A 12516-nucleotide genomic window follows, 5' to 3' on the forward strand; every position below is an offset into this window, starting at 1 on the left:
TCATTGCACATCCCGATAATGCTGGAGCCTCTCCATGAAGATCACCCCGATCCTCACGCAGTTGCGTGAGCAATGCCCCACGCTCGCCCGTCGCGTGGCGGCCGGCTTCGACCTCGCCATGCTGCTGGCCGACACGCCGCTGCAATCCCCTTGCGCCTATGTGCTGCCGAGCGCCGACAGCGCCGGCCGGAATACCGCGCAGAACGTCACGCTGCAAACCGTGCGTGATCGCTTCGACGTCGTGCTGGTGCTTGACGCCAGCGACCCGACAAAAGCGCTGGAACTGTTGCATGAGCTACGGGCCGAGTTGTGGCGCGCGCTGGTGGGATTCAAGCCGGGCAGCGATTACGTCGGCATCGAGTACGACGGCAGCGAGCCGGTTTCGGTCAATGGCAGCCGTGTGTTGTACCGGCTGCGCTTTTTCGCCGAGTTCCAGCTGGGCCGCAATCTGGCGAGCCAGCCTGCCGAAAGCTGGCACGAGCGTGAACTGGACGGCTTGTCGTCCTTTACCGGGGTCACCGTGCGGGTCGATGCCATCGATCCGGCGGACCCCAACCTGAAACATCCCGGCCCCGACGGGCGCCTGGAACTGACTTTCTCTGGAGACGTAACCCCATGAGCAAACGCATCACCGTGCTGCCGGCCCCGGGCCGGGCTGTACCGGACCCGGAAGCGGGCGACTTGCTGCCCCTCGAGGGCCGTGAAGTGCCGGACAACGCCTGGTGGCGTCGACGTCTGGCCGATGGCGATATCACTACCAAAGCCGTGAAAACGGCAAAACCACAGGGAGCCAAATAATGGCGATCGGATTCAGCAACATTCCCGCGGACATTCGTGTTCCGCTGTTCTACGCCGAAATGGACAACTCGGCCGCCAATAGCGCGTCGTCGGCCATGCGCCGGCTGATCGTGGCCCAGGTCAATGACAACGTACCGCCGGCAGACGTCGGTAAATTGGTGCTGGTTTCCAGCGCTGCCCTGGCGAAAAGCATCGGTGGGCAGGGCTCGATGCTCGCCTCGATGTACGAAACCTGGCGCAAGACCGATCCTCTCGGCGAAATCTGGTGCCTGCCCCTGCACAACGTCGAAGGTGCCATCGCCAAGGGCGTGCTGACCCTCACCGGTACCGCCACCGAAAGTGGTGTGCTCAACCTGTATGTGGGCGGTGTGCGTGTCCAGGCTGCCATCGTCAATGGCGCCACCGCTGCCCAGGCTGCCACGGCACTGGCCCAGAAGGTCAACGCAGCAGCCGACCTGCCGGTGACTGCCGCGGCCGTCGATGGCGTCGTGACCCTCAGCGCCAAATGGACCGGCGACAGCGGCAACGACATCAGCCTGCAATTCAATCGCCTCGGCAAGAGCAACGGCGAAGATACGCCGGCGGGCCTGACCACGGCCGTCACCGCCATGACCGGCGGCGCTGGTGTGCCGGACCAGACCGCTGCCGTCGCGGCCCTGGGCGACGAGCCGTTCGAGTTCATCGCCATGCCATGGTCCGACGTGTCGAGTCTGAACACCTGGCAAGCGGTCATGGATGACAGCACCGGTCGCTGGTCCTGGGCCAAGCAGTTGTTCGGCCATGTCTACAGCGCCAAGCGCGGTACTATCGGCACGCTGGTGGCTGCCGGTCAGGCACGCAATGACCAGCACATGACCCTCCAGGCCCTGGAGCCGGGCGTACCGCAACCGTTCTGGGTCCAGGCCGCTGCACTGGCCGCGCGTACCGCGGTGTTCATCTCGGCCGACGCCAGCCGTCCGACCCAGAGCGGCAGCCTGCCAGGCCTGGATCCGGCCCCGGCCAGCGAACGCTTCACCCTGACCGAGCGTCAGTCGCTGCTCAACTACGGCATCGCCACGGCGTACTACGAAGGTGGCTACGTTCGCATCCAGCGCTCCATCACCACCTATCAGAAGAATGCCTTCGGCCAGGCCGACAACTCCTACCTGGACAGCGAAACCATGCACCAGTCGGCGTTCATCGTCCGCCGCCTGCAAAGCGTGATCACCAGCAAGTACGGTCGCCACAAACTGGCTTCCGACGGCACCCGTTTCGGCGCAGGCCAGCCCATCGTCACGCCGAGCACCATTCGCGGTGAGCTGATTGCCCAGTACGCCAAGCTCGAACTGGAAGGCCACGTGGAAAACGCCGAACTGTTCGCCGAGCATTTGATCGTCGAGCGCGACAGCCAGGACCCGAGCCGGGTCAACGTGCTGTTCCCGCCGGACTACATCAACGGCTTGCGAGTGTTCGCGCTGCTCAACCAGTTCCGCCTGCAATACGACGACGTCGCCTGAACATAGTGTTCGGACAGCTGAATTCAGCCCACTTCATGTGGGCTTTTTATTTGAAGGGAGAAACACCATGGGTCAACTGATTGCGGGCACCTGCTACGTCAAAGTGGACGGCGCTCAACTGACCATCAACGGCGGCTGTGAAGCACCTCTGATGTTCACCAAACGCGAAACCGTCGTGCCGGGCTTCTACAAGGAAACCGACATCGCGCCGTCCTTCAAGGTGACGGCCCTGCACACCGCGGACTTCCCGCTCAAGCAGCTGGTGGCCGGCACCGACATGACCGTCACCTGTGAATTCAACAACGGCAAAGTCTATGTACTGGCCGGCGCCTACCTGGTGGAAGAGCCGGTGTCCAAGGGCGACGATGCCACCATCGAGCTGAAATTCGAGGGCATCAAGGGGACTTGGCAATGACGGATGTCGTGACGTTGCGCGTGGCCATCGAGGCCCACGGCGAGCCGTTGCACGAACTGACCCTGCGCCGCCCGACGGTGCAGGAGGTCCGCGCGATCAAGGCGCTGCCGTACAAGATCGACAAGAGCGAAGAAGTGAGCCTGGACATGGACGTCGCGGCCAAATACATCGCGGTCTGCGCCGGCATCCCGCCGTCGTCGGTCAACCAGTTGGACCTGGCTGACCTCAACGCGCTGAGCTGGGCCGTCGCGAGTTTTTTCATGAGTGCGGCGTCGCAGCCATCGGCGACCTGATCGCGGCCGCCTATGACCTGGCCTGGTTCTGGAAGGTTGACCCCGAACAGATGATGGCCAGGCCACTGGATGTGCTCCGCGAATCCCTGGAGCACGCGCAACGGATCAATGCGATGCAGCAGGTGCAGTGATGGCAGACACACAAAAGGTAGAGAAAAGGGCGGTGCTGCTGACCGGCATCGATGAGCTGTCGCCCAAGCTCGCCGGCCTTCGGGCGAAAGTCCAACTGTTCAAGCAGAACCTCGATGCAACGGGCCTGGGCAGCCTGGATATTTCAGGCCTGCTCCCGGACGGTGGCCTCGCCAAGCCGTTCATGGAGGGGCTGCGGTCGGCGACGGCGCTCAAGAGCGAAGTCACCGAGGTGAACGTGGTGACGGGTGCTCTCCAGGCACCTGAAGCGCCCCGCGCGGCGGCACAGAGCCTGGATGGATTGAAGACTTCCATCAGTAACGTGTCGGTACAGTTCGGTTCGGCGCTGGGGCCGGCGGTCAACGCGGTGGCGATCGGTTTGCAGCCGATGGTCAGCGGCGTGAGCCAGGTGCTGCAGGACAACCCGCAACTGGTGCAGGGCCTGGCCACCGGCGCCGTGGCGTTCAGTGCGATCCAGACGGCGGTCACTGGCGCAAGTCAGGCCCTCGAAGTGGTCAACCTGGCCCTGAAGATGAATCCCATCGGCCTGATCGCCATGGGCATCGCCCTGGCAGCCGGGATGATCATCGCCTACTGGGAGCCGATCTCGGCGTTTTTCGCCGGGCTATGGCAAAGGCTTGCGCCCATCGTGCTGCCGATGGCCGAGTTCTTCAGAACGATGTTCGCCTTTACACCCATGGGGCTGGTGATCAGCAACTGGGGACCGATCAGCGCGTTTTTCGGCGCGCTCTGGAATGTGCTCGTGGCGGCGGCGACGCCAGTCATCGGGTTCATGCGGACCTTGTTCGCCTGGTCACCCCTGGGGTTGATCATCAGCAACTGGACGCCCCTGACCGGGTTGTTCTCAGCCATCTGGGATTTACTCAAGGCATTGACGGTGCCGGTGATGGACGCGCTCCAGGGACTGTTCAACTGGACGCCGTTGGGCCTGGTCATTACGAACTGGGGAAGCATCGTCGAGGTCTTTGCCGGCATCGGCGAAGGCATTCGCAACCAGGTGTCGCTCATGCTGGCGGTGTTCAGCAGTTTGTTCGACTGGTCGCCCATCGAAGGGCTCGTTAAGCAGTGGGGGCCGGTGGGCGAGTGGTTCACCCAGTGGTGGGACGAGTTGCAGAGCGTGATTGCGCCGATCAAGGCGTTTTTCAACGGTGGCTTCGGGGAAATCATCACCACTTTCACCGGCAAGGTGCAGGGGTTGACCGAAGCGCAGCAAAAGACCAATGCCGAAGGCAAGGGCGAACTGGCGCCAGCATTCTTTGGCGGAGCCAGTGAACAGCCTTCGGGCCTGTCGTCCAGTCTTGCGCCGCCATCCGGCAACCCGGTGGCGAAAACGGCGCTGGCGCCGGGTGCATTGCCGCAAACCTCCAGCGCTCTGGTGCAACAAAGCGCTGCCAACAACCGAACGCAACTCGAAGGCGGCCTGACCGTACGCTTCGAAAACGCGCCGGCCGGTTTGCGCGCCGATCCACCACAGACCAATCAACCGGGCCTGGCGGTGAATTCGCGCATCGGCTATCGCTCACTTTCCACAGGAGGCTCCAATGAGCTGGCGTGATCGTTTGTTGCCGGCGTCGTTTCGTGGCGTCGGGTTCTGGGTCGACCAGGCGAAGACCCCGGTCGGCCACAAGGGGCAGTTGCATGAATATCCCCAGCGCGACCAGCCGTTCTTCGAAGGGCTGGGCCAGCAGGCCAGGATTCATGAACTGACCGCGTTCATCGTCGGCCCCGATTGCCTGGAGCAGCGCGACAAGCTGCTCAAGGCGCTGGAGCAGGGCAGCGGCGAACTGGTGCATCCGTGGTTGGGGCGCCTGCAAGTCAAGGTCGGCGAGTGCGACATGACCCAGACCCGCCAGGACGGCGGGCTGGTGACCTTTGCCTTGAAGTTCTATCCCGACCAACCGCTGCAGTTCCCCTCGGCTGCCATCAACAGCCAGAAACTGCTGCTGGTGTCGGCTGACAGTCTGCTGGGTTCCGCGGTGCGGCGCTTCGAAGACGCCATGACGTTGATCAAGGCGGCGCGAATCGGCATCGCCGACCTGCGCAACAGCCTCAAAGAGGTGTACGGCGTCATCGAGCAGGAGCTCAAGCCATTGATCGAGACCTATCGGCAACTCAGCGATCTGGTCAAGGCGGTGAAGGAACTGCCCAAGGAAGTGGTGGCGGAGTTCAAGGGACTGTTGGGGGATATCCGGGAGTTGAAGGACTTCGCCCGTGACGGCTATCGCGGCGTGATTGCCAGCGTGTCACAACAGGTGGAAGCCATTCGCAAGACGGACGCGCCCAAGCTCACCACCGGCAAGGACACCACGGCGGCGGCTCAGGCCGTGGCCGATCTGGTGCAGGACACGCTGCTGGTGCAGGCAGCGCAATGGATTGCGGCGATGCCTGTGGCGGCGCCGGTGGTCAAGCTGGGCGCCACCCCATCGGTGGCGCAGCAGGCCGTGCAGCCGATCCGGCGTCGGGACGTGCCGGTGGCCGACGATGTACTGGCCCTGCGCGATGCCCTCAACGATGCCATCTGGCAGGCCTCCCTCAAGGCCGATCCGGAACATTACCAGGCCTTGAATAACCTGCGTCAGCAAATGGCTGCGCACTTGACGGCAGTGGCTTCTTCGGGTGTCAGGCTGATCAACCTGTCGTTCAAGCAGAGTCTGCCGGCGCTGGTGGTGGCGTATCAGCAATTCGCCGATGCCACCCGTGTCACCGAAGTGACCCAGCGCAACGGCGTCGCCCACCCTGGTTTCCTGCCACCCAATGACCTGAAAGTCTCGGGGGAGTAAGCCATGAGCGAGCTCGACAATGTTGTCACGCTCACCGTCGGCGGGCTGGATTACGGTGGCTGGAAAAGCGTGGAAATCAGTGCGGATCTGGAGCGTCAGTTCCGCACATTCAAACTCGACATTACCTGGCAATGGCCGGGGCAGACCCAGGCGGTACCGATCCGCCCCGGTGACGAATGCCAGGTGCGCATCGGTTCCGACCTGGTGCTCAGTGGCTACGTGTTCAAGGCACCGATCAGCTATGACGGACGTCAGATCAGCCTGAGCATCGAAGGCGGTTCCAAGACCCAGGACCTGGTGGACTGCGCGGCGATCAATCGCCCGACCCAATGGCGCGGCCAGACGGTACTGAGCATCGTCCAGGCCCTGGCGTCGCAATATGGCGTCGGGGTAGTCAGCGAGATCCCGGAAACCGCTCGGTTGAGCCAGCACAGCATCGTGCCCGGAGAAACGGTCTTCCAGTCCATTGATCGCCTGCTGACGTTGTTCCGGGTGTTTTCCACCGACGACGCCGAAGGGCGCGTGCTGCTGGCCAAACCCGGCAGCGCCGGGCGGGCCAGTGATGTGCTGGAACTGGGCAAGAATATTCTGTTGGGCAACGCACCGATGGATTACAGCCAAGTGTTCTCCGAGTACCGCGTCATTGGCCAGCACAAGGGCAACGACCAACAGAGCGGGGCGGCGGTGAGTGAAGTCTCCGGCACCGCTACCGACCTGAGTTTCAAGCGCAAGCGGGTGACGGTGATCAGCGAGAGCGCCCAATTGACCTTCGAACTGGCCCAGCAACGGGCCGACTGGGAAAGCGCCATCCGCACCGGCCGTGCCCTCACCACGACCTACCGTGTACAGGGCTGGCGCCAGGCCAATGGCGACTTGTGGCGGCACAACACCCTGGTGCGGGTGATCGACCCGGTGCTGGGGTTCGATGGCGACATGCTGATTTCCAAAGTCACCTATTCGCTGTCAGCGCAAGGCTCGATCACCACGTTGCAAGTCGCCCCGCCCCATACCTTCGACGCGAACCCGGTGCCGCCCAAATCCTGAAATCGACACCGTTGTGGGAGCGGGCTTGCTCGCGAAATCGGTGGTTCAGCTTGCATCGAGAGTGAATGTGCTGCCGCTTTCGCGAGCAAGCCCGCTCCCACAACGTTCCGCGCGGGCTGACATATTTTGTGATTCCAAAGGACCCTCTCATGAGCCTACTGACCCGCCTCCTGGCGCGCGGCACTGTCGTGCTCGCCAACTCGGCCTCCAAGCTTCAATCGCTGCAAATGCGCCTCACCGCCGGCGAAGTGAACGACGACATGGAACACTTCGAACCCTACGGCTTCACCAGCAACCCTCTCGCCGGCGCCGAGGGTATCGCCACGTTCCTGGGCGGTGACCGTTCCCATGCCGTGGTTCTGGTGGTTGCCGACCGCCGTTTTCGCCTCAAGGCCCTGGCCCCCGGCGAAGTGGCGATCTACACCGACGAAGGCGATCGGATTCACTTCAAGCGCGGCCACGTCATCGACATCGATACCGCGACTTTGAATATCCGCGCCAGCAGCGCGGTGAACATCGACAGTCCCGTGATCAATCACACCGGCAAGATCGTTTCCCAGGGCGACCAGGTCGCAGGTGGCATCAGCCAGATCAAGCACGTGCATGTCGGCGTACAGGCCGGCAGCGGTCAGACCGGTGCGCCGGCGGGAGGCCAATGATGTTCATCAGCCAGAACCTGCGTGCCGCGCTGACCCGTTCGGTGCTGATCAGCCTGTTCACCTGGCGCCGCGCCGCTGACGACGATGCCGTCGATGACGAAGAGCGTTTCGGCTGGTGGGGCGACACCTTTCCTACCGTCGCCGATGACCGCATCGGCTCGCGGCTGTGGTTGTTGCGACGGGTCAAGCTGACCCGCCAGACCCAGCTCGACGCCGAATTCTATGCCCGGGAAGCCTTGCAATGGCTGATCGACGACGGCCACTGCAGCGCCATCGACATCATCAGCGAACGCCTCGACGGCCAGCGCCTGAACCTGCGCACGGTCCTGACCCTGGCCGACGGCGAGCGCCTGGACATCAACCCCGATAACAGTTGGCAGGTGACCTATGCCGTTTGAAACCCCTTCGCTGCCGGTGCTGATCAAGCGCGCCCAAAGCGACCTGGCCAGCGACTCGCTGCGCCAGTCCGATGCCCAGGTGCTGGCCCGCACCCTCGGCGGCGCCGCCTATGGCCTGTATGGTTATCTGGACTGGATCGCCGAGCAGATCCTGCCGGACAAGGCCGACGAGTCCACCCTGGAACGCATCGCTGCCCTGCGCCTGAACCAGGCGCGCAAAGCGGCCCAGGTGGCCAGCGGCAGCGTCAGCTTCACGGCCACTGCCGGAGCGGTCCTGGACGTCGACACGCTGCTGCAAGCCAACGACGGTCGCACTTACAAAGTGACGACGGCCCGCACCACCGGCAATGGCCTGAACACCGCCACTGTCGCCGCGCTGGACGCCGGCAGCCTGGGCAATGCCGAGGCCGGCCTGGTCCTGACACCGGTGCAACCGATCCTGGGCGTCGGCAGCAGTTTCACCGTGTTGGCGCCAGGATTGACCGGCGGCGTCGCCCGGGAAAGCCTCGAGTCCCTGCGGGCGCGGGTGATCCGCTCCTACCGCATCATTCCCCACGGCGGCTCGGCGCAAGACTATGAAACCTGGGCCCTGGAATGCCCCGGCATCACCCGCGCCTGGTGCCGCGGCAGCTACCTGGGGCCCGGCACGGTTGGCTTGTTCGTGATGCGCGACGACGATCCGCAACCGATTCCCACCGCCGATCAACTGGAGGAAGTCCGGGCCTATATCGAGCCGCTGCGCCCGGTGACCGCCGAGGTGCATGTCCTGGCGCCGACCCAGGTGCCGGTGACTTACAAACTGCGTATCACCCCGGACACCAGCACGGTGCGTGCGGCCATCGAAGCGCAGTTGCGTGACTTGCACAATCGCGAAGCCGGCCTCGGTGAAACACTGTTGCTGACTCACATCGCCGAAGCCATCAGCAGCGCCACCGGCGAGACCGACCACAAACTCACCGCGCCCAGCGCCGACGTGACCGCCGCCAGCAATCAGTTGCTGACCTTCGGAGGCTGCGTATGGCTGGAATAAGAACCGCCGGACAGTACCAGGCCCAACTGCGCAGCCTGCTGCCCAGCGGCCCCGCCTGGGACCCGGAGCGGGTGCCGGAACTGGAAAACGTGCTGGGAGGTATCGCCCAGGAACTGGCCCGCCTCGACGCCCGCGCCGCCGACCTGCTCCACGAAATGGACCCGGCGGGCGTGAGTGAACTGGTGCCGGATTGGGAACGGGTAATGAACCTGCCGGATCCGTGCCTGGGCGCCACGCCGCTGTATGACGATCGCCGCCTGGCGGTGCGTCGACGGCTACTGGCGGTCGGCAGCCAGGCCATTGCGTACTACGTCGAAATCGCCAGAACCCAGGGCTACCCCAACGCCACCATCACCGAACACAAAGCCCCCCGCATGGGGCGCGCCCGTTTCGGCGAGGCGCACTTCGGCACCTGGCAGGCGCAATTCATGTGGACCCTCAACACCGGTGGACGGTTGCTGCTCGGGCGACGTTTTGGCGCGAGTTATTGGGGCGAGCGGTTTGGCGTGAATCCAGGGTCGGCGCTGGAGTGCCTGATTCATCGTAGTGCGCCGGCGCATACGACCCTGCATATCAATTATGACTAAGGAGTAGAGAGATGGATTATCCAAAAAGCGTTCCCAGCGTTGGGTTGGTGAACGGCAAGTTTGTTGATGAGAATCCGGTGACCGGTACACCGGGGTCGTTGATACCGGCTGTATGGGGTAACTCCGTTACGCAAGAGTTACTGGGTGTCATCACCGGGGCCGGAATGGTTCCTGACGAAGCTGACCTGGGGCAATTGCTTTTGGCGGTACGTAAGATCAATCAGTCAGGGTTGGTCGATTACGCAGTGGATACTGGTACGACGGTCAACGCTTACATCGCTACTTATAAACCTGCTCCTCTTTCGCTGGTTGATGGATTGGTACTGCGTTTTAAGGCAGCGCGGGCCAACACCGGCGCAAGTACCTTCGCTCCGAATGGACTGGCGGCCAGGCCAATTCTTGGTATGGATCACAATGCCCTCCAGAGCGGTGAAATTACCAACGGCGGGGATGTCTGGGTCCAATGGAACAGTTCAGTTGGAGGTGGTGCGTGGGTAATGATTGCCAGTACCGGGGCGATCAAGGAAACCGGCAGCGACGTAGGAGATATCAAAGCCGTAGCGACACTTGAGCCGCCTAACGGCTGGCTCAAGTGCAATGGCAGTCTTGTGTCTCGTACACAGTATGCGGCGCTGTTTGCGGCGATAGGTACGCGTTTTGGTCCGGGTGATGGTAGTACAACTTTTGCGTTGCCAGATTTACGAGGCGAGTTTATCCGTGGTTGGGATGATGGACGAGGGATTGATGCAGGTCGGGCGCTGGGGACGGCGCAGGTCGGGCAGAATGCCTCCCATACTCATACCGCAACGGCTGCTAATGCTGGAGGGCATGTCCATACCCTAAGTGCAACCGCTGCTTCCGCCGGGGGACATGAGCACTCATTGAGTGCAACAGCCGCAGCCAGCGGGGCGCATACGCATGCCCTTAGTGCGACAGCGGCTTCTGCTGGAGCGCATACGCATAGTTATGATGTTGTGGGTGGCTGGGCTGATGGAACCCCTACGATTTTGGCTGGCCGTAGCAGCGGAAGTACGGGCAACGCTACCTTAAGCTCAGACTCCTCAGGTGCGCATACCCATGCTGTTAGCGGTACCGCCACTTCTGCTGGGGCCCACGGGCACACAGTTACCGGATCGGCAGTATCAGCTGGTGAGCATACTCATGCGATAACTGGCAGCACCATCGCTGCCGGGGACCATACCCATACCATCACAGTTGCTCCTTCGGGGGGGAACGAGTCACGTCCCCGAAATGTGGCCTTGCTATATGTGATCAAGTATTGAAACTGAAAGATGCGCTCAAGTAATGGGCGCATGCCTATTTATTTTAATCAGGATGAGATAGGCGATTTAATTCGGTTATTCAAGTTTTTGAGTTTGAGAATAAAAACACCTATTATTCTAACGCCCTGCATCCGAGAGGAGCTATGTGTGGAGGGTGGAATACAATTTTTATCAGATGGTTTGGGTGAGCGTTTAGAGGTTGTTTATCGTGGGCATGTGTTTTGATAAGTTTTAGTGGTGTGCAGGTCGGCTGTCCATCCTGAAAAGGGGCGGTCAGTAGTTGTTGTTTGCGCTCTTCTAATAGAGGTTCATGTTTGACTCTCTATTAGATCTGTGTCTTGCGATGTGTTGAGTTGAAGTTGTTGGGTGTTTTTTTATGGGGTGGAAGCAGTGTGGCTTAAACTTTCGGGTTTTAGGTATGTTAATGGTCTCATGAATATTCTGTTCGCGAGATATAGCTCAACGCTTTATGGATAGCCTGATTTCTAGTTTTAAAATGATTTATTAAGGAGAGCATCATGCCAATTACGCAGGCACAACTCCTGCTGATCCTTCCGGATGCCGGTGCCAATGCCGATATTTATACACCGACGTTAAATTCGGCCATGGAACGCTATCAGATCATCGGCCCAAAGCGCGTTGCGGCGTTCATCGCTCAAATCGGTCACGAGTCCGGGCAGCTGCATTACGTGCGTGAGCTGGGTGACCATACTTATCTATCGAAATACGATACCGGCGAGTTGGCGTTACGTTTGGGTAACTCGCCGGCAGAAGATGGAGATGGTCAACAATACCGAGGGCGGGGATTGATTCAGATTACTGGTCGGGCCAATTACGAGGCGTGCGGTAAGGGGCTTGGCCTGGACTTGGTAAACGAGCCCGAACTCTTGGAGCGACCACTATGGGCTGCTCATTCGGCGGCCTGGTACTGGATGAGTCGTGGGCTGAACGCCCTTGCTGATATCGGAGACTTCGACAGCATCACGCGCCGGATCAATGGTGGCTTGAACGGTGCGGCAGATCGGCGGGCTCTATATGCGCGAGCGCTAAAGGTACTGAAATGAATTCTATCCTGCTGAAGTTCGCTCCAACGACCGCGCTAGTGATTTTGCTGTTGGTCGCCGGTACAGCATGGAAAATCCAGGACTGGCGCTACGGCAAAGTATTGGCGGAGCAAGCAAGGTTGCAGGCTGAAACTTTGAGTCAGCTGACAGTGGTTGCCACGGCGCAACAAAAGGCCGAGGAGGAAAAACGCCTCGCCCTGGAGCAACGACTCTCCACCAGCGAACAAACCCACTACCGAGCCCTTAGCGATGCCCAACGTGACCAGGATCGTTTGCGCGATCGCCTTGCTACTGCCGATGTGCGGCTGTCAGTCCTCCTCGACGCCGATGATACCGCCGGTTGCGCGGTGCCTGCCGCCACCGACCCCGGCGGCGTGGATCATGGCGCCCCACGCGCCCGACTTGACCCGGCGCATGCTCAACGAATTATCGCCATCACCGACGAAGGCGACCGCGGATTGATCGCGCTGCAGGCTTGCCAGGCTTACGTCAGGGCATTGGGTCAGTAATCCGGCGAAC

The 12516-nt window shown here is 61.5% G+C and carries 15 protein-coding genes; all 15 read left to right on the forward strand.

Going from position 1 to position 12516, the window contains the following annotated elements; genetic code table 11:
- The first annotated feature begins 34 nt into the window (after positions 1 to 34).
- The 15 genes from LCU97_RS08865 (at position 35) to LCU97_RS08935 (ending at position 12506) form a co-directional block, all read left to right on the forward strand.
- Complete coding sequence (locus LCU97_RS08865; RefSeq protein ID WP_053152843.1) at positions 35 to 619, forward strand: phage tail terminator protein; 585 nt, start codon at positions 35 to 37, stop codon at positions 617 to 619.
- Complete coding sequence (locus LCU97_RS08870) at positions 616 to 798, forward strand: DUF2635 domain-containing protein (protein ID WP_053152846.1); 183 nt, start codon at positions 616 to 618, stop codon at positions 796 to 798. Before LCU97_RS08865 ends, LCU97_RS08870 begins: the two co-directional genes overlap by 4 nt.
- The gene (locus tag LCU97_RS08875) at positions 798 to 2294 is read left to right on the forward strand and encodes a phage tail sheath subtilisin-like domain-containing protein (protein WP_053152850.1); all 1497 of its coding nucleotides are present in this window, start codon (positions 798 to 800) and stop codon (positions 2292 to 2294) included. Before LCU97_RS08870 ends, LCU97_RS08875 begins: the two co-directional genes overlap by 1 nt.
- A 67-nt stretch (positions 2295 to 2361) precedes the next feature.
- Positions 2362 to 2709, forward strand: coding sequence for a phage tail tube protein (locus tag LCU97_RS08880; RefSeq protein WP_003198314.1), 348 nt, complete (start codon positions 2362 to 2364; stop codon positions 2707 to 2709).
- The gene (locus LCU97_RS08885) at positions 2706 to 3002 is read left to right on the forward strand and encodes a phage tail assembly protein (protein WP_053152853.1); all 297 of its coding nucleotides are present in this window, start codon (positions 2706 to 2708) and stop codon (positions 3000 to 3002) included. Before LCU97_RS08880 ends, LCU97_RS08885 begins: the two co-directional genes overlap by 4 nt.
- A 130-nt stretch (positions 3003 to 3132) precedes the next feature.
- On the forward strand, positions 3133 to 4707 hold the full coding sequence (locus tag LCU97_RS08890) for a phage tail tape measure protein (protein WP_232776146.1): 1575 nt from the start codon (positions 3133 to 3135) through the stop codon (positions 4705 to 4707).
- The gene (locus tag LCU97_RS08895; RefSeq protein WP_232776147.1) at positions 4694 to 5932 is read left to right on the forward strand and encodes a DNA circularization protein; all 1239 of its coding nucleotides are present in this window, start codon (positions 4694 to 4696) and stop codon (positions 5930 to 5932) included. Before LCU97_RS08890 ends, LCU97_RS08895 begins: the two co-directional genes overlap by 14 nt.
- 3 nt (positions 5933 to 5935) lie before the next feature.
- Positions 5936 to 6976, forward strand: coding sequence for a phage baseplate assembly protein (locus LCU97_RS08900; protein ID WP_232776148.1), 1041 nt, complete (start codon positions 5936 to 5938; stop codon positions 6974 to 6976).
- Positions 6977 to 7125: 149 nt separating this feature from the next.
- The gene (locus tag LCU97_RS08905; RefSeq protein WP_053152865.1) at positions 7126 to 7635 is read left to right on the forward strand and encodes a phage baseplate assembly protein V; all 510 of its coding nucleotides are present in this window, start codon (positions 7126 to 7128) and stop codon (positions 7633 to 7635) included.
- Positions 7635 to 8033: a phage GP46 family protein gene (locus LCU97_RS08910; protein ID WP_232776231.1), complete on the forward strand. Its 399-nt coding sequence runs from the start codon at positions 7635 to 7637 to the stop codon at positions 8031 to 8033. Before LCU97_RS08905 ends, LCU97_RS08910 begins: the two co-directional genes overlap by 1 nt.
- Complete coding sequence (locus LCU97_RS08915) at positions 8023 to 9063, forward strand: baseplate J/gp47 family protein (RefSeq protein WP_232776149.1); 1041 nt, start codon at positions 8023 to 8025, stop codon at positions 9061 to 9063. Before LCU97_RS08910 ends, LCU97_RS08915 begins: the two co-directional genes overlap by 11 nt.
- Entirely contained in the window at positions 9051 to 9650 is a 600-nt protein-coding gene (locus LCU97_RS08920) for a YmfQ family protein (RefSeq protein ID WP_232776150.1), read from the forward strand. Before LCU97_RS08915 ends, LCU97_RS08920 begins: the two co-directional genes overlap by 13 nt.
- Before the next feature lie 11 nt (positions 9651 to 9661).
- Positions 9662 to 10933: a tail fiber protein gene (locus tag LCU97_RS08925; protein ID WP_232776151.1), complete on the forward strand. Its 1272-nt coding sequence runs from the start codon at positions 9662 to 9664 to the stop codon at positions 10931 to 10933.
- Between the two features lie 518 nt (positions 10934 to 11451).
- The gene (locus LCU97_RS08930) at positions 11452 to 11997 is read left to right on the forward strand and encodes a glycoside hydrolase family 19 protein (protein WP_232776152.1); all 546 of its coding nucleotides are present in this window, start codon (positions 11452 to 11454) and stop codon (positions 11995 to 11997) included.
- Positions 11994 to 12506 carry a lysis system i-spanin subunit Rz gene (locus tag LCU97_RS08935; RefSeq protein ID WP_232776153.1) on the forward strand — a complete coding sequence of 171 codons (513 nt, stop codon included), beginning with the start codon at positions 11994 to 11996 and terminating at the stop codon, positions 12504 to 12506. Before LCU97_RS08930 ends, LCU97_RS08935 begins: the two co-directional genes overlap by 4 nt.
- Positions 12507 to 12516 lie beyond the last annotated feature (10 nt).

This window comes from Pseudomonas uvaldensis (assembly GCF_021271205.1).
Classification (GTDB): Bacteria; Pseudomonadota; Gammaproteobacteria; order Pseudomonadales; family Pseudomonadaceae; genus Aquipseudomonas; species Aquipseudomonas uvaldensis.

Excerpts from the sequence above, each read along its gene's own strand:
- LCU97_RS08935 (WP_232776153.1), top strand. The coding sequence starts at position 11,994 with ATGAATTCTATCCTGCTGAAGTTCGCTCCAACGACCGCGCTAGTGATT.
- LCU97_RS08890 (WP_232776146.1), top strand. The coding sequence starts at position 3,133 with ATGGCAGACACACAAAAGGTAGAGAAAAGGGCGGTGCTGCTGACCGGC.
- LCU97_RS08930 (WP_232776152.1), top strand. The coding sequence starts at position 11,452 with ATGCCAATTACGCAGGCACAACTCCTGCTGATCCTTCCGGATGCCGGT.
- LCU97_RS08895 (WP_232776147.1), top strand. The coding sequence starts at position 4,694 with ATGAGCTGGCGTGATCGTTTGTTGCCGGCGTCGTTTCGTGGCGTCGGG.
- LCU97_RS08920 (WP_232776150.1), top strand. The coding sequence starts at position 9,051 with ATGGCTGGAATAAGAACCGCCGGACAGTACCAGGCCCAACTGCGCAGC.
- LCU97_RS08925 (WP_232776151.1), top strand. The coding sequence starts at position 9,662 with ATGGATTATCCAAAAAGCGTTCCCAGCGTTGGGTTGGTGAACGGCAAG.
- LCU97_RS08865 (WP_053152843.1), top strand. The coding sequence starts at position 35 with ATGAAGATCACCCCGATCCTCACGCAGTTGCGTGAGCAATGCCCCACG.
- LCU97_RS08870 (WP_053152846.1), top strand. The coding sequence starts at position 616 with ATGAGCAAACGCATCACCGTGCTGCCGGCCCCGGGCCGGGCTGTACCG.
- LCU97_RS08915 (WP_232776149.1), top strand. The coding sequence starts at position 8,023 with ATGCCGTTTGAAACCCCTTCGCTGCCGGTGCTGATCAAGCGCGCCCAA.
- LCU97_RS08905 (WP_053152865.1), top strand. The coding sequence starts at position 7,126 with ATGAGCCTACTGACCCGCCTCCTGGCGCGCGGCACTGTCGTGCTCGCC.
- LCU97_RS08880 (WP_003198314.1), top strand. The coding sequence starts at position 2,362 with ATGGGTCAACTGATTGCGGGCACCTGCTACGTCAAAGTGGACGGCGCT.
- LCU97_RS08900 (WP_232776148.1), top strand. The coding sequence starts at position 5,936 with ATGAGCGAGCTCGACAATGTTGTCACGCTCACCGTCGGCGGGCTGGAT.
- LCU97_RS08910 (WP_232776231.1), top strand. The coding sequence starts at position 7,635 with ATGTTCATCAGCCAGAACCTGCGTGCCGCGCTGACCCGTTCGGTGCTG.
- LCU97_RS08885 (WP_053152853.1), top strand. The coding sequence starts at position 2,706 with ATGACGGATGTCGTGACGTTGCGCGTGGCCATCGAGGCCCACGGCGAG.
- LCU97_RS08875 (WP_053152850.1), top strand. The coding sequence starts at position 798 with ATGGCGATCGGATTCAGCAACATTCCCGCGGACATTCGTGTTCCGCTG.